This window comes from Alistipes sp. CAG:268 (assembly GCA_000434235.1).
GTDB classification, from domain to species: Bacteria; Bacteroidota; Bacteroidia; order Bacteroidales; family Rikenellaceae; genus Alistipes; species Alistipes avistercoris.
Window position 1 is genome coordinate 13,704 of sequence record FR892011.1, and the last position, 25,113, is coordinate 38,816.

Consider the following 25,113-nt stretch of genomic DNA (forward strand, 5'->3'; position numbering starts at 1 on the left):
GAAAGGCAGCAGGAAGAGCGCGGAGGTCATCAGCAGCGGACCGTCGGGCACGGCGATGAAGCCGTAAATCTGGAGCATCAGCGTCGTGGACGCAAGGACCACGAAAAGCCCCGCATCGCGGCGCGAGGCATCTGCCGGGCGGATCAGCCGCCACAGGATCCAGAGGTAGAGGGGCTGCAGCACCGTGAAGAAGAAACGCACGCCCAGCTCGCCGCCGAAGAGGCGTTCGCCCAGCCAGACCAGCAGCGCCGTCACGGGCGGATGATCGAAATAGCCCCACGCCAGCCGTTCGGCGAACAGGTGGTAGTAGGCCTCGTCGTTGGCCAGTTGCGCAAGACCGGCCTGTGCCACATTGCACACCCACCAGATCCCGAGCCACAGAGCCACGAGCGAATCGGCTCCCAACGAAGCGTATCTTCTGCGAAATGCCTCCATCATACGGGTGACAAAGGTAATAAAAATTCCCGAGCGCACAAACGGGACACGCCGGTCGCCCCGCATGCAGACCGCCGGAATCGGACCGGAAAGGACGAAGGTCCCGTCCATCGAAAAAAACGCCCGACTTTGTTAGGAATTTCCGAGAAAAATACGAATTTTGCATACAGAATCAACCTTTTAAAAAGTACCCCATGAAAAAACTCTCCGTACTGGCGCTCTCGTGCCTGCTGCTCGGAAGCTGCTGCTCCAAAGTGGCCAACACCTACGAGCTGATCCCCTACCCCAACCACCTGACCCCCCGCTCGGGCTCCTTCGCCGTGGCCGGCGCCGCATTCGCCGCCGACGAGAAGATGGACGAGCCTACGCGCGCCATCGTGGCCGACTTCGCGGCACGCATGGCCGAGGTGGCCGGCACGCAGGCCGAAGTGGCCTATTCGGCCGCCCCCGAAGAGGGTGGCTTCTGCTTCCGGGTCGATGAAACGCTCCCGGCCGAGCACTACGCCCTTGAGGTGACACAGGCCGGCGCCACGCTCCGCGCCTCGTCGCTGCCCGGATTCATCTACGGCATACAGACCCTCAAGCAGCTGCTCCCGGCTGCCGTGTACGGCGGCGAGGCGGCTCCTTCCGACAAGTGGGAAATCCCGTGCGTATCGATCGAGGACGCCCCCCGCTTCGGCTACCGCGGCCTGCACCTCGACGTCGCCCGCCACTTCTTCGACACCAAGCAGGTCGAGAAGGTGATCGACATGATGGTGGTGCACAAGCTCAACACGCTGCACTGGCACCTGACCGAGGACCAGGGCTGGCGCATCGAGATCAAGCGTTACCCGAAACTCACCGAGTTCGGCAGCAAGCGCAAGGGTACGATGATTGAGAAGCAGTGGGGTTCGTGCGACAACGTTCCCTACGGCGGATACTACACGCAGGACGAGATCCGCGAAGTGGTGGCCTACGCCGCAGCCCGCGGCATCACGGTGGTTCCGGAGATCGACCTGCCGGGCCACATGCTTGCAGCGCTGGCCTGCTATCCCGAACTGGGCTGCACGGGCGGCCCCTACGAGGTGGAGACCGGCTGGGGCGTCTTCGAGGATGTTCTCTGCCCGGGCAAGGAGAAGACCTTCGAGTTCCTCGAGAACGTGCTCACGGAGGTCATGGAGCTCTTCCCCTCGGAATACATCCACATCGGCGGCGACGAGTGCCCCAAGACCCGCTGGGAGAAGTGCCCCGCCTGCCAGGCCCGTATCAAGGCGCTCGGTCTGAAGGACGACGACCGCCATTCGGCCGAGCACTACCTCCAGAGCTATGTGACGGCCCGCATCGAGAAGTTCCTCAACGAGCACGGACGACGCATCATCGGATGGGACGAGATTCTCGAGGGCGAGCTCGCCCCCAACGCCACCGTCATGTCGTGGCGCGGCACCGAGGGCGGCATCTATGCGGCCAAGATGGGCCACGACGCCATCATGACCCCCACGACCTACTGCTATCTGGACTACTGCCAGGCTTCGGACCCCGAGAACGAGCCGCTCAACATCGGCGGATACGTGCCCGTCGAGAAGCTCTACTCCTACGAGCCGGTGCCCGACTCGCTGGTCAATGACTATGGCAAATACATCATCGGTGTACAGGCCAACCTCTGGACCGAGTACATCCCCACCAACGAACAGCTCGAGTACATGCTCCTGCCGCGCGTGGCCGCACTGAGCGAAGTACAGTGGTGCGACCGCGGCACGCGCGAATGGACGCGCTTCGCCCAGGCCCTGCCCCACATGCTGCAGATCTATGATCGCATGGGTCTCAACTACGCCACGACGGTCTTCGGTGTGACGGGCCTCACCGAAAAGAACGCGGAGACGGGCGCCGAGGAGATCGTACTCTCGACCATCGACCAGACCCCGATCCACTATACGCTCGACGGCAGCGAACCGACGGCCGAAAGCCCGGTCTACACCGACCCGATCGCGCTTGACAAGGAGTATACCGTGAAGGCCGCCGTCTTCCGCGAGGAGATCCCGACGCGCACCTTCTCCAAGACCTTCGCTCCGACAGCCGAAAAAGAGGAGTAGCCGCACCCGGACAAGGCACAGCCCCTGCCCCGGATCACGTCCCGGACCCCGCGTCCGGCGGGTCCGGGGCTTTTTTTGCGTTTTTTTGCACACGGAACGCACCGACGAAACGAAAAAAAACTATCTTTGCATCGTCATGGTTCCCGTCCGCCGGACGGACGGGACAATAGGGAATCCGGTGCGAATCCGGAACAGTACTCGCTGCTGTGAGTCCCCGCTCCGAAAAGGAGAGCCCCGCAACACTCTTTGCCACTGGCCGACGACGGCCGGGAAGGCGTTGCGGGCGGGACGAGTCAGAAGACCTGCCACGACATGAGGATTTGCACCCGCGGGTTTTCGGGTCGGAATCGCATGGACGAATATATCCGTCTTTCTCCATCGACATCGCTCCCGTCTCCCGACATGAAACACGTACGGACCGTTGCGGTCCCGCCCGAAGCATGCGCACTGCGCGCCGGCACGGGCCCGTTGGGCGAAACCGCACCCGTACCCGACAAAGCCGAATCGGAAACAGTGCCGTTTGCGGAGCCGGAGCATTTAGAGATTAGTCGAACGTTGTCTGCCTTACAACATAACTCCGGCTCCCGCAGGGCGGCATGCGGTCCGCCGCCGCAAGAAAAAAGGTCCGAAAATTTCAGCTTTCGGTTTTAATTCCTATTTTTGCTACGGAGTTTTCATTCCAAAATCCCCGTAAGTTCCATGCGTCTGTCCATCATCATCCTGCTGTCGATCCTGCCGCTACACCGGACGGTCTCCGCACATCAGTCCGAGAACTCCAAGAGTGATCTGATGCGGCTCGACCACGCCATCGAGCAATACTCGGTGTACAATGACCTGAAACAGGACCGCATCCGGGAACTCGCGAAACTGCTCGAATCGCGTCACGACAATCCGGACCAACTCTATGGCATGCAGAGTCTGCTGGCCGACACCTACGCCGCATACCAGTTTGACTCGACCCTCCACTACCTGCGCGCCAACCTCGATCTTGCGCTACGGAACAGATATCCCGGGCGGATCAACGAAACCCGCATCAAAATTGCCGACCTCTACACTTCGGCCGGATACTACCTCGAGGCGGCGGACCTGCTCGACCGACAAATCGACACCACCGAATTAACCGGACCGCTTCTGGGAAGATACTACGTCACCCGGCTGCGCTTCTGCAATGCCGCAGTCGAATACTTCACGAACCCAGACCTGGTCAGACAAGCCTCTGCATCGCGCCACTACTATATGGATCAGGTTCTCGCATTCTACCCCTCCGATTCGGACATCCACCAGCGCCATCTGGCGGATAAACTCATGGGCGAAAAACGGTATCGCGAAGCCGGGGAGGTGATCGACCGGCTGCTTGAACGGGAACAGTCCTCCTCGCACGCCTACGCAGGGTATGCCTACACAAAGGCACTGATCGAGGGATTCCTCGGCCATGCCGACGCACAGATCTGCTGGCTGGCACGTTCGGCTACGGCCGACCTGCAGTCGGCCACGCGCGACAACGCCTCGATCTGTCTGCTCTCGCAAATCCTCTTCGCCTCGCAGAACGACGTACAGCGGGCGTTCCGCTACCTCAAGGTATCGATGGATGACGCCCAGTTCTACAATGCCCGGCTGCGTCCCTGGCAGATAGCCACCGTACTGCCCCGCATCGAAACCTCCTATCTGGAGCAGAAAACGCGCCAGATACGCATCAGCACGGGACTCGGTATCGCCTCGTCGATCCTCTTTCTGTTTGCCTGCGGCATCGCCGTACTCGAAATTCGCCAGAAGAGACGCTCCGAACAGATGCGGCTCGAACTCGAGGAGAACAACCGTCGGATGAACGAATACATCCGCCGCCTCTCCGAACTCAATGAAAGCAAAACGGCGCTCAACAACGAACTGAGGGAATCGAACGCCGTCAAGGAGGAGTACATAGGTCTGTTCCTGGGCATCTGTTCGGACAACATCGACCGTTTCAAGGAGTTCCGTAACCACATCCGCAAACGGCTCACGTCCGGCTCGGCCAAGGATCTGTTGCAGGAGCTCAACTCCCCGTCGATGATCGACTCGCGCGTCGAGGAGTTCTACCGCACCTTCGACGAGGTGTTCCTGCGCCTCTATCCGAATTTCGTCGAGGAGTTCAACTCCCTGCTCCATTCCGAAGCCCGGATCGAGCCCAAGAACGGCGAGTTGAACACCGAATTGCGGATCTTCGCCCTGATCCGCCTCGGCATCACCGACTCGTCAAAGATCGCCGCCCTGCTCCGCTACTCGGTCAATACGATCTACAACTACCGGGCAAAGGTAAAGGGCAACGCCTGCGTCTCGCGCGCCGACTTCGAGGAGCGCGTCAAAAAAATCGGGTCGTTCTCCGGTGAAAACGACACCGACGTACAGCCCCCCGCCCAAGCACGGAATTCCGACTGACACAAGCGGCCGAAACAGCGACGGACACCCCGGATGCGGGGTGTCCGTCGCTGTACGACGCCCCTAAGGCATCCACTTTTTCCACCGGACAGCACAGGCAGTAAAAACCGGAATATCAACATATTAAGACCAAACATCCGTCCACTTTCATCCACTTATTCATTGTACTCGATTGCTTGCGGCTCCGTTTTCGGGTAATTTTACAAAAACGAAAAACATCAGCCTAAAGCCATGATCGCACGCATACTTATTTTATTGAGCGGCGTCCTGATTCTCGCCTCCTGCCAGTCGGATTCCAACCGGCGGAACACGGCCGATGCGCAGATCGAAAAGCGTATCGACGAACTCATCTCCCGCATGACCGTCGAGGAGAAAATCGGGCAGACGAACCAGCTCACCGTCTACGGAACGACCGAAGAGCTCTGCGAAAAGATCCGCAACGGGGAGATCGGCTCCCTGCTCAACGTCGTCGATCCCGCCGACATCAACACCCTGCAACGGGCCGCCGTCGAACAGAGTCGTCTGGGCATTCCGCTTCTGATCGCCCGCGACGTGATCCACGGATTCCGCACCGTCTTTCCCATTCCGCTCGGACAGGCCGCAACGTTCGACCCCGCACTGGTCGAACAGGGGGCCCGCATCGCAGCCATCGAGGCTTCGGCCGCCGGCATCCGCTGGACCTTCTCTCCGATGCTCGACATCTCGCGCGACCCGCGCTGGGGCCGCATCGCCGAATCGGCAGGCGAGGATCCCTGTCTGACCTCGGCCATGGGAGCCGCCATGGTAAGAGGATATCAGGGCGAAGGTGCGGACGACCCGACCTCCATCGCCGCATGCGCCAAGCACTTCGTGGGCTACGGAGCCAGCGAGAGCGGCCGGGACTACAATTCGACCAACCTGACCGAACGGCAGCTGCGCAACGTCTACCTACCGCCCTTCGAACAGGCCGTCCGCAACGGCGCCATGACCCTGATGACCTCGTTCAACGACAACGACGGCATTCCCTCGACGGGCAACCGCTTCCTGCTCGAAGAGGTGCTCCGCAACGAGTGGGGATTCGACGGAATGGTCGTAACGGACTGGAACTCGGCCGGCGAGATGGTCTCGCACGGATTCGCCGCCGACACGAAGGATGCTGCCATGAAGGCGATCAACGCCGGCGTGGACATGGACATGATGTCGCATGTCTTCTCGCTCCACCTCAAGGATCTGATCGATGAAGGTACGGTGGACGAGCGGCGGCTCGATGAGGCCGTGCGCAACATCCTGCGCGTGAAGTTCCGCCTCGGACTCTTCGAAAACCCCTATATCGACACCGCCCGCATCGCCCGGGTGACCTACGCTCCCGAACATCTCGAGGCAGCCCGCCGCACGGCCGAGGAGTCGGCCGTCCTGCTCCGCAACGAGGGCAACATCCTGCCGCTTGACGCCTCGGCGCTGCGCAGCGTATTGGTCGCCGGCCCGATGGCCGACGCCCCTGCCGAGCAATTGGGCACCTGGACCTTCGACGGCGAGCCCGACCACACGGTCACCCCGCTGGCCGCCATCCGTGCAGCCTACGGCGACCGGCTGCACATCGGGTACAACCCCGTAGCCGCATACAGCCGCGAAAAGGTTACGGCCGCCAAACTGGCCGCCTTCACGGCCCAGGCCGCCTCATACGACGCCATACTGCTCTTCGTCGGTGAAGAGGCCATCCTCTCGGGCGAAGCCCACTGCCTGGCCGACCTCAACCTGCAGGGGTCGCAGAGCGAACTGATCGCCGCGGCCCGCCGCAGCGGAAAACCCGTCGTCACGGTCGTCATGGCCGGACGCCCGCTGACGATCGCACGCGACCTCGCGAACACCGACGCCCTGCTCTACTCCTTCCACCCGGGAACGATGGGCGGACCGGCACTGATCGACCTGATCTTCGGCAACGCCGTACCGAGCGGCAAACTGCCCGTCACCTTCCCCGTTGCCACCGGACAGATTCCGATCTACTACGCGCGCAACATGACCGGCCGTCCGGCCGCCGGCAATGAACTGCTGCTGGACGAAATCCCCGTGGGGGCCGGACAGACCTCGCTCGGATGCACCTCCTACCACCTCGACGCCGGCTTCGGGCCGCTCTTCCCCTTCGGGTTCGGACTCTCCTACTCGACCTTCGAATATGCCGACCTGCAGCTCGACAAGGAGGCCTACCTGCCGACCGAGACCATCCGCGCCTCGTGCCGCCTGACCAACACCGGAAAGCGCACTGCCACCGAGGTCGTGCAGCTCTACGTCCGCGACCGCGTGGGATCGACCGTGCGCCCCGTCAAGGAGCTCAAGGCATTCGACCGCATCACGCTCGAGCCCGGCCAGAGCCGCACCGTGGAGTTCGAACTCCCGGCCGAAGACCTCGCCTTCTGGGGCCTCGACATGCAGAAACGCGTCGAACCCGGCACGTTCGACCTCTGGATCGCCGGAGACAGCCAATCGGGAAACTCCGTTACTTTTACAATAAACTAAAACCAACCCTATGAACAAGTTCAAACTACTGATCTGTCTGCTGCTGATCTCTTCCGGGCTGAGAGCCCAGACGCGGCAGATCCAAGGGACTGTCGTCTCCTCCGACGACGGACAGCCGCTCATCGGTGTAACCGTGCTGATCGAGGGAACGACACAAGGAACCTCCTCGAACGCCGACGGCTCCTGGCAGCTGGCCGTTCCCGACAACGGGAACCCGGTAAAACTGTCGTTCAGCTACATAGGTTACGAGACCCAGGTCCATACGGTCGCCGCCGGACAGACGATGCTCAACGTCCGCCTCTCGGCCAGCAGCCTCGAACTCGAAGAGGTCGTAGCCATCGGATACGGCGTCATGCGCAAGAGCGACGTGACGGGAGCCGTGGCCTCCATCACCCCCGAGCAGCTCCAGAAGCCCCCCGCCGCAGGCCTCGACCAGGCCCTGCAGGGCCGGGCCGCAGGCGTGACGATCAACGCCTCGTCGGGTCAGCCCGGTGCATCGGCCGAGGTCCGCATCCGCGGTATCGGCACGGTCAATGACAGCTCGCCGATCTACGTCGTGGACGGCGTCATCACCGACGACATCTCGTTCGTCAATCCGCAGGACATCGCCTCGACCGAAATCCTCAAGGACGCCTCCGCAACGGCCATCTACGGTTCGCGCGGCGCCAACGGCGTGATCATCGTGACGACCAAAAGCGGCAAGGCCGGGTCGAAGATCAACATCGACTTCAACGCCTACGTCGGCATCCAGAACCGCTGGAACAAACTCGATCTGATGGGTCGCGACGAGTTTGCACAGACGATCATCAACCTCGAGGGAACGCAGTCGCAGATCGACTACTTCAACAAGAACGGATTCAACTCGTGGCTCTCGGCCTACCGTCTCGGCAGTTCGTCGTACTACCCCGTCGTCAAGTCCGCGTCGAACCCCGACGGACTCGACTACAGCTCGATCGAAACCGACTGGCAGGATGAGGTATTCAAGCCCAACGCCATTATCCAGAATTACCACATCAGCGCCTCGGGCGGTTCGGACAAATCGACCTACGCACTGAGCGCCAGCTACTTCACGCAGGAAGGTACGATCATCGGATCGGATTTCGAACGACTCACCCTCCGCTCGAACACCTCCTACCAGCTGACCAAGTGGCTGAAGGTCGGCGAGAACATCTCCTTCTCGAACTCGCAGGGCCGCAACGCCATGAACAACAACTCGAGCCCCGGCGCCTCGATCCTCTCGGCCGCACTGGCCATGGCCCCGTGGGACCCGGTACGCTACCCCGAGGGAAGCGTGAACAACCTGGGCGAAGACCTCAGCGGGCGCATTGCCGCTTCGTCGAACTTCAAGAACGTGACCAATCCCCTCTCGATGGTCGAGCACACCCACCCGCTCGACAAGGACGAGCGCTGGGTAGGCAACGTCTACCTCGACATCGAACCCATCAAGGGGCTGCGCCTCCACTCCGAGGTCAGCATGGACCTCACGAACACCATGAGCCGGACGTTCAAGGACCAGTACGAGTATTCGTCCTACGACAAGAACGAGAAGAACTTCATCTCGCGCAGCATGTCCCGCGCACAGACCATGCGCTACGAAAACACCCTCACCTACATGCACGACTGGGGCAAGCACAGCCTGACGGCCATGGTGGGACAGACGACCGAGGAGTACAACTACTACTACATCGGCGGCTCGGGTGCATCGATCGCCAACCCGACGGACAACAACTGGTACCTGAACCAGGCGACCGAAGACCGCACCGAAGCCGGCGACTCGGCAGCCCGAACCCGCATGTTCTCGATGCTCGGACGTCTGCACTACTCCTACGACAACCGCTACCTGATCACGGTAAACTTCCGCGCCGACGCCTCGTCGAAGTTCCCCGAAAACCTCTGGGGCTACTTTCCCTCGACGGCCGTGGCCTGGCGCATCAACGAGGAGCCGTGGCTGCGCAACAGCGATGTCCTCAACAACCTCAAGCTGCGTCTGGGTTGGGGACAGATCGGAAACGACAAGATCGGCGACAACGCCTTCCTGCAGACGATTTTCAACTCGGGACCGACGTTCGTCGGATACCCCTTCGGCATCAACCCCGAAATCGCAGCCGGAGCCACCGTACTGACCTACGTCAATACGGGCGGCAAGTGGGAGACCACCGAGCAGTGGGATCTCGGCGTGGACTTCGGACTGTGGAACAACAAGCTCACGGGTACCGTGGACCTCTTCCTGCGTGACACAAAGGACATGCTCCTGAGCGTGACGGCTCCGGCTCATGTCGGCAACCTCCACGCCCCGACGGCCAACGTCGGAACGGTCCGCAACCAGGGTATCGAGATCACCCTCGGCCATGCCAACCGCATCGGTGAGTTCGACTACGAGATCAACGGAAACGTCTCGTTCATCCGCAACCGGCTGACGGCCCTCAACGGCGGCGAGCGCGTCTACGGCGACTATACCATCTGCGACGAGGGTCTCCCGCTCTACTCCTTCTGGGGCTATGAGTACGAAGGCATCTACCGCACCGACCAGGAGGCTGTTGATCACCAGTTCGGAGTCGATCCCGTGGCCATCACCGAGCACGCCGGCGACGCCCGCTACAAGGACCAGAACGGCGACGGCATCATCGACGACGACGACCTGGTGGCCATCGGCAACCCCTTCCCGTGGCTGACCTACGGCTTGAACCTGGGTGCTTCGTGGCGAGGACTCGACCTGACGGTCTTCTTCCAAGGTGTCTACGGCAACGAGATCTACAACGCCGTGCGGCTCCGCACCGAAGGCAAGGGCACCGAAGCCACGCTCAGCACCACGATGCGCGACGTGTGGTCGAAGAGCAACCCCAACGGGTCGATTCCCAACCCCTACGGCAGCTCGCGCAACACCGTTTCGTCGAGCCGCTACGTGGAGGACGGATCCTACCTGCGCCTCAAGGAGCTCACGCTGGGCTACACGCTGCCCAAGCGCTGGACCGACCGCATGCACATGAACCGCTGGCGCTTCTACGTCTCGGTAAGCAACCTCTTCACGCTCACCGGATACACGGGATATGACCCCGAAGTGGGGGGGGGAGTCGATTACGGCAACTATCCCCAGTCGCGGACGTTCCTCTTCGGCACCAACATCAACTTCTAAAACCGACTACGATGAAACGAACCTTGCATATCATCACGCTTTTCGCGGCTCTGGGCCTGGCATCGTGTACCGACTGGCTGACCGAGAAGGGGCCCGGAACGACCGAACTCGGAGACTTCTTCACCAGCGGGGAGACGGCTATACAGACCGTCAATGCCGCCTACGTGCCGCTCTCCTGGGAGTTCAACAACACCTATTTCTGCGAGTGGTTCATCGGTGACGTCGCCTCGGACGATGCGCTCAAGGGCGGACAGAACATCGGCGACATGGCCGACGCCTACGACATCGAGAACTTCAAGACGGTATCGACGAACACCCTGCTGCTCGACTTCTACCGGGCCCAGTTCCAGGGCATCGGCCGCTGCAACCTCGTCCTTGCAAACGTCCCCGGCATGGAGACGGACGAGACCATGGACGAAAAGACCAGGGAGCGGCTCATCGGCGAGGCCTACTTCTTGCGCGCCTACTACTACTTCCGTCTGGTGCGCATGTTCGGCGGGGTGCCGAAGGTCGAGGCCCCGATCACCTCGTCCGACGACTGGCGGCAGCCCCGCGCCACGGCCGACGAGATCTACACCCTGATCCTCTCCGACCTGGACAACGCCCAGAGCCGGCTCTGGAAGAAGAGCGAGTATGCCGATGAAGACATGGGACGCGCCACACGCGGCGCCGCTCTGGCCATGCTGCTCAAGGTAAACCTCTACGTGAAGGACTACGATACAGCCCGGACCTGGGGCGCCGAACTTCTCAAGATGGGGGACGAAGAGGGCGAATACTCGCTTTGCACCAACTACGAGGACAACTTCACGCTGGCCGGCGAGAACGGGCCCGAATCGGTCTTCGAGATCCAGTACATGGAGGATCCGCAGTCCGACTACGGCGAGGGATACGGATACACCCGCGGTACGATGACGACGATCCTCACGCGTTCGCGCTCGACGCTCATCGCCACGACCGGGGCCGGATGGGGCTTCAACCACCCCACGCAGGACCTCTACGACGAGTTCGAGGAGAACGACCCGCGCCGCGAGGCCACGATCATCAACCCCGCGGATGACCAGATGGTGACCCCTTCGGAGGAGATCTACCTGGGCAACCGCTACCTCAACCGGAAGTATGCCATGATGACCGACAACGGCGGAGCCCCCTACCGTCTCTCGCACGAGACTCGTTCGCCGATCAACAACAAACAGATCCGCTATGCCGACGTACTGCTCATGTACGCCGAGGCCTGCCTGGAAAGCAATACCGACCTTGGGGCCGGACGCAACGCACTCAACCGGGTCCGCGCCCGCGTCGGGCTCTCCGAAGTGGACCTCACGCGCGAGAACCTGCGCCACGAGCGGCGCGTGGAGCTGGCCATGGAGGGACACCGCTGGTTCGACCTCTGCCGCTGGGGAATCGTCGGCGAGACGATGAACGCCTACATGGCTGCCGAAAGCGAGGAGGCCCGCGCACAGATGGGCACCTTCATCGCCGGCAAGCACGAACTGATGCCGATTCCCTCGGAGGAGGTGCGGCTGGGCGGCCTGACCCAGAACCCGGGCTATTGATCCGAATTGACACAACCACTTATTGTTCCATTCAAAAAACTTAAAACGACCATGAAAACTGTGAAATTTCTGCTGATGGCCCTCGTAGCCACGGCATTCGTCGGCTGCAACGACAGCGACGACTCGACGTCGAAGATTCAGCTCGACACCCCGGCACCGGCGGTAGACGAGAGCACGATCACCACCACCTCGGCCACCGTAACGTGGAGCGCCATCTCGAACGCCGCCTCGTATGAGGTGCAGCTCGACGGAGCCACCGTACAGACCGTCACCTCGCCCTCGGTGAGCCTCTCCTCGCTGACGGCCGGCACGAGCTACACGGTCGGCGTACGCGCCATCCCGGGCGACACGGAGGCCTACGAGGCTTCGAAGGTCGGCACCTGCTCGTTCACGACCTCGGACGAGAGCGGTGAAGGCGGCGGCGAAGGCGGCGAAGGCACATCGTCGCTCTCGGGCAGCAACTACTACCTGATCAGCCTCGACACCGAGACCTACGAGACGATCAAGGACAAGGTCGTGGCCGACTTCCGCCCCAACGAGGTAGACTGCTTCCTCTATGACTGGGCCGGCGGCTTCACGGGAGGCACCTGCGCAGGTCCCAACTTCTACGGAGTGGTCACCGACTGGGTGAACATGTCGATCAACACGGGCCTCGGCTGGTTCGGCGCCGGTTTCTTCTCGACGAACCTCGACAACATCAAGAAGCTCGCCGACATCTCCGCCGAGCCGGAGAACTACTACCTCCACATGGCCTGGAAGGGCACCAACACGGGCAACTATGCCGTGAAGCTCTATGACGGCGTAATCGACGGATGCCCGATCATCGTAGACGTCGAGGGCGAGTACGGATTCACTCGCGACGGCGAGTGGTACGAGATCGAGGTGCCGATCCAGGTTTTCTATGACAAGGGCCTCAATTACAACGCCGACATCCTGAGCAGCCTCTCGCCCGACACGTCGGGCAACACCGGCCTGAACATCATGGCCATCACGCAGCCCGACGACGGCACGATGCCCCAGTCGCTGCAGATCGACGCCGTATTTATCTACAAGAAGTAAGGACCCAGGGTCCGACACACAGGAACAGCGGGTTTGAACGTACCCGCTGTTTCACTAAAAACCGAAAACCGACGAGCACATGAAAAAACTGCTGATTACGACTGCCGCACTCGCCTCGTTGTGGCTCCTGCCCACGGCCTGTGGCAACGACGACGACGGCACGACACCACCACCGACCGATCCCGACAGCCCGGAGGCCCCGATCGAAGGGTATTCGCTGTACTGGGCCGAGGAGTTCGACTCCGACGAACTGAACCCGCTGAACTGGAACGTCGAAACGGGCGTCGCAGCCAACCAGGAGCTCCAGTACTACACCGACCGCAGCGAGAACCTGCGCGTGGAGGAGGGCTGTCTGGTGATCGAGGCCCGCAAGGAGCCGATGGAGAACCGCGAATACACCTCGGCGCGCATCAACACCCAGGGCAAGGTGCAGATCAAATACGGCTACATCGAGGCCCGCATCTGGCTGCCGGCCGGTCAGGGCACCTGGCCCGCATTCTGGATGATGGGCACCGGTGCCTCGTCGTGGCCCCGCTGCGGCGAGATCGACATCATGGAACACGTCGGCAAGACCCCCGGACAGGTGACCCATGCCCTGCACACGCAGAATGCCAACGGCAACAACGGACGGAACTGGAACGCCTCGACGGCCCTGGCCGAAGCCGAGGGAAGCTGGAACACCTACGGACTCCTCTGGGAGCAGGAGAGCGACGATGAATCCGGATGCATCTCGTTTTACGTCAATGGTGAACGATCGGCATGGAAGTACCAGCCCCGGAATGCCGACATGGCCGAATGGCCCTTCGACAACTACTTCTATGTGATCCTCAACCTGGCCATCGGCGGTACGATGGGCGGCCAGGTCGATGACGCCATCTTCGACGACGAGGTCATCATGAAGGTCGATTACGTCCGCATGTGGACCCCGAACACCGCATCCTGATACCCAAACCCCAACAAGCAGAAAACAACATGTCCCAACTCAAACACTCCATTTGCCAGATGGCGACCCTCGGATGGTGGCTGATGCTGTCGCTCGCAGCCGTCTCGTGTAACGAAGACGATCAGTCCGGCGGGCAACTTGCAGCCCCGACCACGATGCTCACGGCCAATTCCATCGGGATCGACCGGTTCGGAATCTACTGGAGCTCCGTCAGCGGAGCCGACTCGTATGAAATACGCCTCGACGGTGAGGTACTGACCACGGTACAGGACACCGAATACACCTTCACCGGACTGGCCGAAGCCACCTCCTACACGGCGGGCGTACGCGCGCTGTCGGATACGGCTGAAGCCTCCGATTGGAGCGAAATCCGCGTGAAAACCTACTCGTCGAGCCAGGTGACGCAGCTCGACGCCCCGACCCTGACGGCCCCGACCTCTTCGGTGACGCAGACGGGATTCACCGTCGCCTGGGAGGCCGTCGAGCACGCCGACTACTACACCTGGACACTCGACGGCGGCCAGGAAACCTCGACCGAGGAGCTGCAGGTCACCTGCTCGCAGCTCAACCCCGCAACCACCTACACGATACGAGTCCGCGCCGAATCCAAGGCAGGAAGCTATGCAGCCTCGGAATGGAGCGAAATCCGCGTAAGGACCAGCTCCGAAGGGACAGGGTCGGAGGACGCACCCGAAGGCTACAGGCTGGTATGGTCCGACGAGTTCGACGGCAACACACTCGACGAATCGATCTGGAACATCGAGGTCAATGGCTCGGGAGGCGGCAACAACGAGCTGCAGTACTACTGCGAGCGGGGCGTCAGCGTGGGCACTGAACCGGAGAGCGGCCGCAACTGCCTGATCCTGACAGCCACGCGCGAAAACTACCAGAACCGTCAGTTCACCTCGGGACGCATCAATTCGAAGGGCAAGTACAGCTTCACCTACGGCCGGCTCGACGCGCTGATCCGCATGCCGAAGACGGCCAACGGACTGTGGCCTGCATTCTGGCTGATGGGCGACGACTACGACCAGGTGGGATGGCCCGCCTGCGGCGAAACGGACATCGTCGAGATGGGCCACGCCACCGGAATGGCCCAGGGCACACAGGACCGCTTCTTCAACGGAGCCTGCCACTGGGGCCCGGCTTGGAACAACAAGGGCGACTACTCGCGCGACACGACGGCGCCCTACGGCATGCAGGACGATTTCCACCTCTACACCTGCATCTGGACCGAGGACGAACTGGCCATGTACTACGACCTCGACGAGGATCCCAACCGGGAGCCCTACTTCCGCATGACGATCACCCGGACCGCAGGCTACGAGAGCAACGAACTGCACGTGGGCAACTACTTCCACAAGCCCAACTTCATTCTCTTCAACCTGGCCGTCGGCGGCAACTTCCCGGGCCTCTACGACCCGGCGCAGATCACGGCGCTCAACGACGGCCCCGCTTCCATGTACGTCGATTACGTGCGGCTCTACGTGAAGGAGTAACCGGGCTGCACTCCGCAACGCGACAAGGAAACGCCCCTGCCGACTTACAGTCGTCAGGGGCGTTTTTTACATGATGTCATGTCCGCACACTCCCGAGATCCCGTTTTCTGGGAGGAAAGGGGTAAAATAAAAGCAACCGCCTGTTCAACAAGCAGTTGCTTTTTCGTACCCGGAGCCGGGGTCGAACCGGCACGACATTGCTGTCATTGGTGTTTGAGACCAACGCGTCTACCGATTCCGCCATCCGGGCTGATGCTGCAGAGCAGCGAATCGGGACGGCAAAGATAGGTGAATTTCGTTATATTTCAAAAAAATCGGCTACTTTTCGAAGTACTCCCTGATTTTTTTCGCACGCGCCGGACCGACCACTCCGGCCAGCTCCTCGGGGTTGGCCGTGCGGACCTTCTCCACCGTGCGGAAATGGTGCAGCAGCGTCTCGATCGTCTTCTGTCCGATGCCTTCGATCTGCTCCAGTTCGCTGTGGATAAACGCCCGGCTCCGCTTCTGGCGATGGAACGAGATGGCGAAGCGGTGCACCTCGTCCTGGATCGAGGTCAGGAAGTGAAACAGCGGCGAGGTGGGTCGAAGCCCCACCAGCAGCGGCGGATAGCCGCAGTAGAGCTCTGCCGTGCGGTGCCGGTCGTCCTTGGCCAGTCCGGCAATCGGGATATCGAGCCCCAGGGCCTCGAGCACCTCGTGGATCACCCCCATCTGCCCCTTGCCTCCGTCGGCGATGACCAGATCGGGGAGTTCGGCCCCCTCAGCATGCAGACGGCTGTAGCGACGATAGACCACCTCGCGCATCGAGGCGTAATCGTCCGGTCCGACCACGGTTTTGATGTTGAAGTGGCGGTACTCCTTGCGCGAAGGCTTTCCGTCGCGGAAGACCACGCACGAGGCGACGGGATGGGCCCCCTGCAGGTTCGAATTGTCGAAGCACTCGATATGGCGGGGCGGCCGGTCGAGACGCAGCGCCTCCTGCAGGGCGTTCATCAGCCGCTCGGTATGCCGCTCGGGGTTGCGGATCTCCAGATTCTTCAGCTGCTCGGCCCGGTAGATGCGCGCGCTCTTCTGCGAGAACTCCAGCAGTTCGAGTTTCTCGCCCCGCTTGGGTACGGTGAAGGTCACACCGTCGAAGAGCAGCGTAGTCGAGGGCAGGAAGGGGACTATCACCTCGCGGGCCAGCACCCCGCCGCCGATCTGTTCGACGATGTGCTGGATGGCCAGCGTCAGCATGTCCCGCTCGTCGGCCCCGACGCCCGGCGAGAGCTTCACGGTCGAGACGCCCACCACCGAGCCGTGGCGAATGCGGACGAAGTTGCACCACACCACATCGTCGTCGGGCAGCAGCGAGAAGACATCCACATCGACGATCTTCGCACTGACGATCACCGAACGGCCCGCATAGTTGTCCAGGGCGTCGATCCGCTGCTTGTAGCGTTGCGCCACCTCGAAGCGCAACTCCGCGGCGGCTCGCGACATCTCCCCCTCGAGGTATTGGCGCACCGGACGCAGGTCGCCCCGCAGCACCGAAGTGACCATATCCACCAGGCGGCCGTACTCCTCCTCGCTCTGCGCCCCGATGCAGGGGCCCTTGCAGTTGCCCAGGTGGTACTGCAGGCAGACCGTATAGCGTCCGCGCGCGATCTGCTCGGGCGAGAGGTTCAGTTTGCAGGTCCGCAGCGGGACCACCTCGCGGATGAAGTCCAGCACGCTGTGCTGCATCATCACCGAACCGTAGGGACCGAAGTACTGCGAACCGTCGCGCACGAGCTGGCGCGTGGACAGCACGCGGGGAAACGGCTCGCGGCGGACGACGATCCACGGATAGGTCTTGTCGTCCTTGAGCAGGATGTTGTAGCGCGGCTGCAGGCTCTTGATCAGGGAGTTCTCGAGCAGCAGCGCATCGGTCTCGCTTCCCACGACGATGTGGCGGATCTCGACGATCTGCCGCACCATGACGCGGACCTTGGCACTGTGCTCCTTCGACTGCACGAAGTAGGAGGAGACCCGCTTGCGCAGGCTCTTGGCCTTGCCCACATAGATGATCGTACCCGTGCGGTCCACGAACTGGTAGACCCCGGGCGAGAGCGGCAGCAGCGCCACCTGCTCCTTTAGTTTGTCGTATCGGTCGGATGATGCCATCGTCGCTGCAAAAATACAAAAGATGGGGGATTATTACAATTTGGTCAAAAACATCCGATTTTTTGTTTTATTTCTCCAAATCGCATATTTTTGCACCGACATAAATCCACACCCTGTAAAACAATGAAAAAACTTGTGATTCTGCTCCTTTGCGGAGCATTCGCCCTATCGTGCACGGACAAGGCATACGATCTGTCGCAGATCGAGACCGGCGACGTGGCCATCGGGAACGACGACTCCGAGTTCCGGATGCCGCTGATGACCGTCCTCGTGCCGATGGCCGACCTCGCGGCCGACGGGAAAGAGATCCAGGCCATCTTCGACGAGGCCGACATCTGGTTGCCGACCGCTGCGACGGCCGTAGACCTGGTCCGGCTCGACAGCGACCCGGACTACCGAACCCAGCTCATCGCTGCGACCGTCGCCGAGATGCATACGAACGATGCGAAACTCAATGCCGTGATCGCCCTCAGCTACGAGCAGTACTACGCCAGCTTCGCCCCGGTGCTCGGGCTTGATCCCGCGCATCCCGACCCGAATGCCTATGCTGCGGCATTCGGACGGATCTTCGCATCGGAGGAGCTCGCCGGCGAGCTCGAGGCACGCATCGGCGAAGCTGCCACGGACTATCTCACCTCGATCCACATCGACCCGGTGGAGTACACGATCGACGCTCTGGGCATCGATGAGTCGGTGATCGACATGCTCTGCGACAACCTCGATCCCGAGGGGACGCCCGACGCCCGCAATACGCTTCACCTCTACGGCTCGGTAGCCAGCCGCCTGCCGGTGACGGTGCATGTCGCACCGACCTTTACGCCTACCGACATCACGTTCGAATTCGATGTCGAGGCCGCCAGCCCCGACTCCGGAATTCCGCAGACGCAGCTCTTCGGCGACGACCTGCGGCAACTCGTCGGCGGCATCACGGTCCGCATCCCCGTGACGCTGCTCACCTACTACCGCGACCTGGGATTCGACGATGCGGCCGACAGCCAGCTGACCATCGACCTGCGCCTGCTCAAGCGCGGCGGACTGAAACTCAACCTCTAAAACGCCTTCCGACATGAAGAAACTCTACTCGCTCTTCTTCGCCCTGCTCCTGGCAGGCAGCCTCGCGGCCCAGAACCCAACCGCCTATTTCATGGAAGGCTCGACCTTCCGCAGCCAGCTCAACCCGGCCTTCGCCCCGCTGCGCGGCTACGTCAATATCCCGGGCATAGGCTCCCTGAACGTCAGCACGAGCGGCAACATCTCGCTCGACAAGGTCCTCTACCCCCGCAACGGCAAACTCGTGACGCTGATCGACAGTTCGGTATCGTCCGCCGAAGCGCTCTCGGGACTCAAGACCCAGAACCTGCTCGGCGCCGACACCTACATCAACCTCATCGGATTCGGTGCCTATGCCCGGAACCGCAAGGACTTCTGGTCCTTCGGCCTGAGTCTCCGCACCAGCGCCGAGGTGAACCTCCCCTACTCACTCTTCGACTTCATCAAAAACGGCCACGAAGGCTCGATCCGCGATATCGGCGTGGCTGCGGACTCCTACCTCGAAGCGGCATTCTCCTACTCGTTCCCGTTGCTCGACGACCGGCTCTACATCGGCGTGCGCGGAAAATTCCTGGCGGGAATGGCTCGGGGAAGGCTCTCGTTCGACCGCTTCGACGTCTCGCTCCAGGACGATCGCTGGGCCGTCGATGCCGCAGGAAGCCTCGACATTTCGGCCTCGGGGCTGACCGCTACGACCGAAGAGAACGCGGCCGGCGAACAGATCTACAAATTCAACGACATCGAACTCCAACCGACCTCACCGGCCGGATACGGATTCGCCGTCGATCTGGGCGCCACCTACGACATCCTGCCCGACCTGCAGGCCTCACTGGCGGTCAATGACCTGGGATTCATCAGCTGGGGCAAGGGGAACAACCTCTCCGGAACCTCGTCCAAAAACCTCGAGTTCACGGGAACCACCGTCGAGGGCGGTACGGTCTCGGAGCTGCCAGACTTCGACCTCGACGTCCTCGAGTTCCGCAAGGAGGAGGCCCGCTCCGCAACCCGGGCGCTCCGCGCCTCGGTGAACGCCGGCCTCGAATACCGGATGTGGCAGAACCGCGCCAGCGTCGGCGTGCTCTACTCGATGCGCTTCTGGGAATACAAGCCCCTGCACAACATCACCGGCGCGGTGAACTTCCGCCCGATCTACTGGTTCCAGCTCACGGGAAGCTACTCGGTGATCGGCAGCCGCGGCGGTGCATTCGGGCTGGCGCTGAACCTCTGCCCGAGCTGGATCAACTTCTTCGTCGCCACCGACATCCTGACGGCCAAACACACGCCCCAGTGGGTGCCGATCAAACAGAGCTCGATGAACGTCACCCTCGGACTGGGCATACCGATCGGCAAACGCGGACTGCGCCACCGTCCCGACTATTGCTGCGAGGCCAGATAGTCCGCCGCATCACGACAACGAATCACGCACCCCGGATCTCCCTTGACTGGGAAATCCGGGGTGCATGATTCTACCCGCCCGAAAGAATCCCCCTTGAAAAAGCCGCAAAATGACGCGCAAAGGCCGGGGAGTTCCGCCATTCGGGCATACGCATGCCACATTCGGGCAAACCCGTTGCGGCAATCGATTCTTTGGTTATCTTTGTTCACGGAAAAACCGGGGAAGCGTGCGGAACCTCCCCGGATCGGAAATCCGTTGCGGCGGCCTCAAAAATCTGTGTGAAGTTGCGTCACTACTTTTTCTCTTTTTGAATTCTTCAAAAAAACGGGCCGCCGCAACTTCTTTATGCCTCAACAAATTCCATGCCATCCGACGCCCGTTCGGCAAAACGGCCGAGGGCCGCACGCATCGCCTCGCGTCCCGCCTCGACAATCTCCGCCGAGCGGTAGAATTCGAACATGCTGAAGCGATCGGCCGGCATCTCCACGAGGATGTCGGGAGGACACAGGCGGCGCTGCAGCGAGGCGATCCGCTGCTGCATGATCTGCGACGAGGTGACCAGCACCTTGTAGTGGTTGAGCGACATGCGGGCCCGGAAAGCCGGATCGCCGCCAAACGGCGCACAGACGTCCACGGCAACCAGCAAGTCCCCCTCGCTGCGCCGCACACGGTCGTAGGGCACGGGATTGACCATGCCGCCATCGACGAGCACCATCCCGTCGCGGTGGACAGGACGGAATACCGACGGGATCGAGATCGAGGCCCGGATGGCATCGTAGAGCCCGCCCCGGTCGAACACCACTTCGCGGCCCGTCACCAGATCGGCCGCAACAGCCGCAAACGGCACCGGCATCTGCTCGATCCGCACGTCGGGGACCAGCTCCTGCATGGCCCGCATCACGCGGTCTCCCTTCACCAGCCCCTCGGAGCTGAGGGTGAAATCGACCAGGCCGAACACCTTGTAGCGGTCCAGCGCACACATCCACTCCTTGAACGGTCCGAGATGGCCCGAGGCATACATGCCCCCGACCAACGCACCCATCGAGGTGCCCGCCACGGCGCTCACCTCGAAACCCTGACGCTCCAACTCCTCAATGGCGCCGATATGCGCGATGCCCCGCGCACCGCCGCCGCCCAACACGAGCGCGACTCTCCGTTTCTGCTCCATAAATCATTCCTTTAAACTATAAATCCGGCCGCGGCGGATCACCCCGCCACAACGAGGTCCATCGGCACGTCGTGCGGCTCGGTTTCGAGCCCGCCGACCAACTGGTGGGCGAAGCATACCCCGACCTTCACGGCCCGGAACCCCGGCTGCGCGAGGTAACGGTCATAGTAGCCGCGCCCGCGACCCATCCGCGCCCCGGCCTCCGTAAAAGCCGTGCCGGGTACGACGATCAGGTCGATCCGACCGGGCGGACACTCGCGGGCCGACGGCCCCGGTTCGGCGATGCCGAAGGCCCCGCGCACCAGCGTCGCCGCATCGTAGTCGAAGAAACGCATCGCATCGCCCTCGACCCGCGGCACGACCAGCCGCTTCGACGACGCCCAACCCTGCAGCACCCCTTCGGTGGCCGGTTCGTCGGGCAGCGCGCAGTAGAGCGCCACGGTCCGGGCCGCCGCAAAAGCGGCCGTCGAGGCCACCCCTGCAAAGATCCGGCCCGAAGCCTCGGCCCGCTCTTCGGCCGAGAGCGAAAGGTTGCGCCGCTTCATCTCCCGACGCAGTTCGTTTTTCGTCATAAAACCCTCCTTTCGGACGCAAAATTCCCGTCCGTTTTCATTGTTATTACGCGAACAATGGCTATATTTGCCTCACGAAAACACAAATCATTAACAAATATAACAAATTTAAACCATTATGAGCTGTTTTCTATCTAATTCCTCGCTTGGCAAGAAGTTAGTAATGAGCGTGACGGGTTGCTTCCTCGTGCTCTTCATCCTCTTCCACATGTCGATGAACGTCACGGCGATCATCTCGCCCGAAGGCTACAACGCAATCTGCGGGTTCCTCGGCGCAAACTGGTATGCACTGGCCGGTACGGTGGTGCTGGCTGCCGGTGTGGTGATCCACTTCATCTACGCCATCATCCTCACGCTGAACAACTACCGCGCCCGCGGCTCGCAGCGTTACGCCGTCACCGTCAAGGAGCCGGGTGTGGCCTGGGCCTCGAAGAACATGCTCGTACTGGGTGTCATCGTACTGCTCGGCATGGGTCTGCACCTCTACAACTTCTGGGCGAAGATGCAGCTCGTCGAGATCATGGGCGAGCACACCAACTCGCTGGGTCTGGCCGTGACCGACGGCGCCGCACTGATCGCATACACCTTCTCGCAGTGGTACTACGTGGTGCTCTACCTCGTATGGTTCGCCGCCCTGTGGTTCCACCTCACGCACGGCGTGTGGTCGATGTTCCAGACCGTGGGCTGGGCCAACGACACGTGGTATCCCCGCCTGAAGTGCATCGCCAACATCGTGGCAACGATCGTATTCCTCGGCTTCGCCGCCGTGGTGCTCTGCTACTTCTTCTGCCCCTGTCTGGCAGGCGCCTGCTAATCATCCCCGATTGTAGAACAACAAACACACAAACGATATGGCTTTAAAATTAGATGCTAAAATTCCTGCCGGCGCTCTCGCAGAAAAGTGGAGCAACCATAAGGCAGCTATCAAGGTCGTAAGCCCCGCCAACAAGCGCAAGCTCGACATCATCGTCGTCGGAACCGGTCTGGGAGGCGCCTCCGCAGCCGCTTCGCTCGGCGAACTGGGCTACAACGTCAAGGTGTTCTGCATCCAGGATTCCCCCCGCCGCGCACACTCGATCGCAGCGCAGGGCGGTATCAATGCGGCCAAGAACTACCAGAACGACAACGACTCCGTATACCGGCTCTTCTACGATACGATCAAGGGCGGCGACTACCGCGCCCGCGAGGCCAACGTCTACCGTCTGGCCGAGGTCTCGAACCTGATCATCGACCAGTGCGTCGCCCAGGGCGTTCCCTTCGCCCGTGAGTACGGCGGTCTGCTGGCCAACCGTTCGTTCGGCGGCGCGCAGGTATCGCGTACTTTCTACGCCCGCGGCCAGACCGGACAGCAGCTGCTGCTGGGCGCATATGCAGCCCTGAACAAGGAGATCGCCGCAGGGTCGGTGAAGAGCTACCCCCGCCACGAGATGCTCGACCTGGTCATCGAGGACGGTGAGGCTCGCGGCATCATCGCCCGCAACCTCGTGACGGGCGAGATCGAGCGCCACGGCGCACACGCCGTCGTACTCGCCACGGGCGGTTACGGCAACGTATTCTTCCTCTCGACGAACGCCATGGCCTCGAACGGTTCAGCCGCATTCCAGTGCTACCGCAAGGGTGCTGGTTTCGCCAACCCCTGCTTCACGCAGATCCACCCGACGTGTATCCCCGTACACGGCGACCAGCAGTCGAAGCTGACCCTCATGTCGGAGTCGCTGCGTAACGACGGCCGCATCTGGGTTCCCAAGAAGCTCGAGGACGTGAAGGCCATCCGCTCGGGAGCCAAGAAACCGTCGGACATCGCCGAGGAGGACCGCGACTACTATCTGGAGCGCCGCTACCCGGCCTTCGGAAACCTCGTGCCGCGTGACGTGGCTTCGCGTGCCGCCAAGGAGCGCTGCGACGCCGGCTACGGCGTGAACGAGACGGGTCTGGCCGTGTTCCTCGACTTCAAGACCGCCATCGAGCGTCTGGGCAAGGACATCATCAAGCAGCGCTACGGCAACCTGTTCGACATGTACGAGGAGATCACCGACGTAAGCCCCTACGAGCAGCCGATGCAGATCTTCCCGGCCGTACACTACACGATGGGCGGCATCTGGGTGGACTACAACCTGATGACCACGATCCCGGGCCTGTACGCCATCGGCGAGGCCAACTTCTCGGACCACGGAGCCAACCGTCTGGGAGCTTCGGCCCTGATGCAGGGTCTGGCCGACGGATACTTCGTGCTGCCCTACACCATCGGCGACTACCTCTCGCACAAGATCCAGGCCCCGAAGGTGAAGACCGACACCAAGGCCTTCGACGAGGCCGAGAAAGCCGTCCGCGAGAAGATCGCCAAGCTGCTCTCGATCCAGGGCAAGCAGTCGGTGGACGACATCCACAAGAAGCTGGGCCACATCATGTGGGAGAACGTCGGCATGGCCCGTACCAAGGAGTCGCTCGAAAAGGCCATCAAGGAGATCCAGGCCCTGCGCAAGGAGTTCTGGAAGGATGTGAAGGTCGTGGGCAAGGAGAACGATTTCAACGTCGAATTGGAGAAGGCGATCCGTCTGGCCGACTTCCTCGAGCTGGGCGAGTTGATGGCCCGCGACGCACTCCTTCGCGAGGAGTCGTGCGGCGGCCACTTCCGCGTCGAGCACCAGACCGAAGAGGGCGAAGCCAAGCGCGATGACGAGAACTTCGTATACGCCGCCGTCTGGGAGTACAAGGGCATGGACCAGGTTCCGGAGATGACCAAGGAGCCGCTGAACTTCGAGTTCGTACACCCGGCACAGCGCAACTACAAGGACTAAGGCTATTTTGACGTTGAACTTTAATATCGAATCGTAACCATGAATTTTACATTAAAGATATGGCGTCAAAAGGACGCCAAGTCGAAGGGCGCTTTCGAAACGTACAAGGTCGAGAACATTTCGGCCGACACCTCGTTCCTCGAGATGCTCGACATCCTGAACAACAACCTCATCCACGAGGGTAAGGAGCCCGTGGCTTTCGACCACGACTGCCGTGAGGGTATCTGCGGCATGTGCTCGCTCCACATCGACGGACATGCACACGGCCCCGGCCAGGCAGCCACGACCTGCCAGATCTACATGCGCAAGTTCAAGGACGGCGCAACGATCACCATCGAGCCGTGGCGTTCGGCTGCGTTCCCCGTCATCAAGGACCTCGTGGTGAACC

17 protein-coding genes, 1 tRNA gene and 1 riboswitch (1 of these 19 cut by a window edge) are annotated in these 25,113 nt (G+C 61.6%); of the genes, 13 read left to right on the forward strand and 5 right to left on the reverse strand.

From position 1 onward, the window contains the following. Window positions 1-546, reverse strand: the beginning of a protein-coding gene (locus QZL63_RS08555; protein ID WP_022308904.1) for a glycosyltransferase family 39 protein. 1,296 nt of this gene lie to the left of the window's left edge; only the first 546 of its 1,842 coding nucleotides appear in the window; the start codon lies at window positions 544-546; its stop codon lies off the left edge, out of view. 83 nt (window positions 547-629) lie between these two features. On the opposite strand from QZL63_RS08555, the gene QZL63_RS08560 reads away from it, so the two are divergent. The 8 genes from QZL63_RS08560 (at window position 630) to QZL63_RS08595 (ending at window position 15,596) form a co-directional block, all read left to right on the forward strand. Beyond that, complete coding sequence (locus tag QZL63_RS08560) at window positions 630-2,504, forward strand: beta-N-acetylhexosaminidase (protein ID WP_022308905.1); 1,875 nt, start codon at window positions 630-632, stop codon at window positions 2,502-2,504. A 120-nt stretch (window positions 2,505-2,624) separates the two neighbouring features. Further along, a riboswitch (cobalamin riboswitch) is annotated at window positions 2,625-2,828 on the forward strand. A 375-nt stretch (window positions 2,829-3,203) separates the two neighbouring features. Continuing rightward, window positions 3,204-4,916, forward strand: coding sequence for a DUF6377 domain-containing protein (locus QZL63_RS08565; RefSeq protein WP_022308906.1), 1,713 nt, complete (start codon window positions 3,204-3,206; stop codon window positions 4,914-4,916). 231 nt (window positions 4,917-5,147) lie between these two features. Next, the gene (bglX, locus tag QZL63_RS08570) at window positions 5,148-7,409 is read left to right on the forward strand and encodes a beta-glucosidase BglX (RefSeq protein WP_022308907.1); all 2,262 of its coding nucleotides are present in this window, start codon (window positions 5,148-5,150) and stop codon (window positions 7,407-7,409) included. Between the two features lie 10 nt (window positions 7,410-7,419). Continuing rightward, entirely contained in the window at window positions 7,420-10,542 is a 3,123-nt protein-coding gene (locus QZL63_RS08575) for a SusC/RagA family TonB-linked outer membrane protein (RefSeq protein WP_022308908.1), read from the forward strand. A gap of 11 nt (window positions 10,543-10,553) precedes the next feature. Next, the gene (locus QZL63_RS08580; protein ID WP_022308909.1) at window positions 10,554-12,095 is read left to right on the forward strand and encodes a RagB/SusD family nutrient uptake outer membrane protein; all 1,542 of its coding nucleotides are present in this window, start codon (window positions 10,554-10,556) and stop codon (window positions 12,093-12,095) included. Between the two features lie 51 nt (window positions 12,096-12,146). Then, window positions 12,147-13,154, forward strand: a complete 1,008-nt coding sequence (locus tag QZL63_RS08585) for a fibronectin type III domain-containing protein (protein ID WP_022308910.1) — start codon at window positions 12,147-12,149, stop codon at window positions 13,152-13,154. 79 nt (window positions 13,155-13,233) lie between these two features. After that, window positions 13,234-14,097 carry a glycoside hydrolase family 16 protein gene (locus QZL63_RS08590; RefSeq protein WP_022308911.1) on the forward strand — a complete coding sequence of 288 codons (864 nt, stop codon included), beginning with the start codon at window positions 13,234-13,236 and terminating at the stop codon, window positions 14,095-14,097. A 29-nt stretch (window positions 14,098-14,126) separates the two neighbouring features. Next, a complete protein-coding gene (locus QZL63_RS08595) occupies window positions 14,127-15,596 on the forward strand; it encodes a fibronectin type III domain-containing protein (protein ID WP_022308912.1) in 1,470 nt (489 codons plus the stop codon). Between the two features lie 166 nt (window positions 15,597-15,762). On the opposite strand, the gene QZL63_RS08600 is transcribed toward QZL63_RS08595, so the two are convergent. Together QZL63_RS08600 and uvrC are read right to left on the reverse strand one after the other, a co-directional pair. After that, window positions 15,763-15,846 (reverse strand) — tRNA-Leu (locus QZL63_RS08600). Between the two features lie 68 nt (window positions 15,847-15,914). Further along, on the reverse strand, window positions 15,915-17,741 hold the full coding sequence (uvrC, locus tag QZL63_RS08605; RefSeq protein ID WP_290586582.1) for an excinuclease ABC subunit UvrC: 1,827 nt from the start codon (window positions 17,739-17,741) through the stop codon (window positions 15,915-15,917). Between the two features lie 123 nt (window positions 17,742-17,864). Here uvrC and QZL63_RS08610 point away from each other — a divergent pair, with 123 nt between their 5' ends. Then, window positions 17,865-18,794: a hypothetical protein gene (locus QZL63_RS08610; RefSeq protein ID WP_022308914.1), complete on the forward strand. Its 930-nt coding sequence runs from the start codon at window positions 17,865-17,867 to the stop codon at window positions 18,792-18,794. Between the two features lie 13 nt (window positions 18,795-18,807). Further along, window positions 18,808-20,187, forward strand: coding sequence for a DUF5723 family protein (locus QZL63_RS08615; RefSeq protein ID WP_022308915.1), 1,380 nt, complete (start codon window positions 18,808-18,810; stop codon window positions 20,185-20,187). Between the two features lie 343 nt (window positions 20,188-20,530). Here the strand turns inward: QZL63_RS08615 and QZL63_RS08620 are convergent, their stop codons facing one another. Next, window positions 20,531-21,355, reverse strand: coding sequence for a patatin-like phospholipase family protein (locus QZL63_RS08620; RefSeq protein ID WP_022308916.1), 825 nt, complete (start codon window positions 21,353-21,355; stop codon window positions 20,531-20,533). Window positions 21,356-21,393: 38 nt separating this feature from the next. After that, entirely contained in the window at window positions 21,394-21,927 is a 534-nt protein-coding gene (locus QZL63_RS08625; protein ID WP_290586584.1) for a 5-formyltetrahydrofolate cyclo-ligase, read from the reverse strand. A gap of 118 nt (window positions 21,928-22,045) precedes the next feature. Here QZL63_RS08625 and QZL63_RS08630 point away from each other — a divergent pair, with 118 nt between their 5' ends. From QZL63_RS08630 to QZL63_RS08640, 3 genes are all read left to right on the forward strand, one after another. Further along, window positions 22,046-22,741, forward strand: coding sequence for a succinate dehydrogenase/fumarate reductase cytochrome b subunit b558 family (locus QZL63_RS08630; protein WP_022308918.1), 696 nt, complete (start codon window positions 22,046-22,048; stop codon window positions 22,739-22,741). 37 nt (window positions 22,742-22,778) lie between these two features. After that, complete coding sequence (locus QZL63_RS08635) at window positions 22,779-24,725, forward strand: fumarate reductase/succinate dehydrogenase flavoprotein subunit (RefSeq protein ID WP_022308919.1); 1,947 nt, start codon at window positions 22,779-22,781, stop codon at window positions 24,723-24,725. A gap of 39 nt (window positions 24,726-24,764) precedes the next feature. Further along, the coding region (locus QZL63_RS08640) for a 2Fe-2S iron-sulfur cluster-binding protein (protein ID WP_290586588.1) at window positions 24,765-25,113 on the forward strand (349 nt) is incomplete at its 3' end.

Bases quoted from the DNA above. Each gene is read 5' to 3' on its own strand.
- QZL63_RS08560 (WP_022308905.1), top strand. From the start codon at position 630: ATGAAAAAACTCTCCGTACTGGCGCTCTCGTGCCTGCTGCTCGGAAGC.
- QZL63_RS08565 (WP_022308906.1), top strand. From the start codon at position 3,204: ATGCGTCTGTCCATCATCATCCTGCTGTCGATCCTGCCGCTACACCGG.
- bglX (WP_022308907.1), top strand. From the start codon at position 5,148: ATGATCGCACGCATACTTATTTTATTGAGCGGCGTCCTGATTCTCGCC.
- QZL63_RS08575 (WP_022308908.1), top strand. From the start codon at position 7,420: ATGAACAAGTTCAAACTACTGATCTGTCTGCTGCTGATCTCTTCCGGG.
- QZL63_RS08580 (WP_022308909.1), top strand. From the start codon at position 10,554: ATGAAACGAACCTTGCATATCATCACGCTTTTCGCGGCTCTGGGCCTG.
- QZL63_RS08585 (WP_022308910.1), top strand. From the start codon at position 12,147: ATGAAAACTGTGAAATTTCTGCTGATGGCCCTCGTAGCCACGGCATTC.
- QZL63_RS08590 (WP_022308911.1), top strand. From the start codon at position 13,234: ATGAAAAAACTGCTGATTACGACTGCCGCACTCGCCTCGTTGTGGCTC.
- QZL63_RS08595 (WP_022308912.1), top strand. From the start codon at position 14,127: ATGTCCCAACTCAAACACTCCATTTGCCAGATGGCGACCCTCGGATGG.
- uvrC (WP_290586582.1), bottom strand. From the start codon at position 17,741: ATGGCATCATCCGACCGATACGACAAACTAAAGGAGCAGGTGGCGCTG.
- QZL63_RS08610 (WP_022308914.1), top strand. From the start codon at position 17,865: ATGAAAAAACTTGTGATTCTGCTCCTTTGCGGAGCATTCGCCCTATCG.
- QZL63_RS08615 (WP_022308915.1), top strand. From the start codon at position 18,808: ATGAAGAAACTCTACTCGCTCTTCTTCGCCCTGCTCCTGGCAGGCAGC.
- QZL63_RS08620 (WP_022308916.1), bottom strand. From the start codon at position 21,355: ATGGAGCAGAAACGGAGAGTCGCGCTCGTGTTGGGCGGCGGCGGTGCG.
- QZL63_RS08625 (WP_290586584.1), bottom strand. From the start codon at position 21,927: ATGACGAAAAACGAACTGCGTCGGGAGATGAAGCGGCGCAACCTTTCG.
- QZL63_RS08630 (WP_022308918.1), top strand. From the start codon at position 22,046: ATGAGCTGTTTTCTATCTAATTCCTCGCTTGGCAAGAAGTTAGTAATG.
- QZL63_RS08635 (WP_022308919.1), top strand. From the start codon at position 22,779: ATGGCTTTAAAATTAGATGCTAAAATTCCTGCCGGCGCTCTCGCAGAA.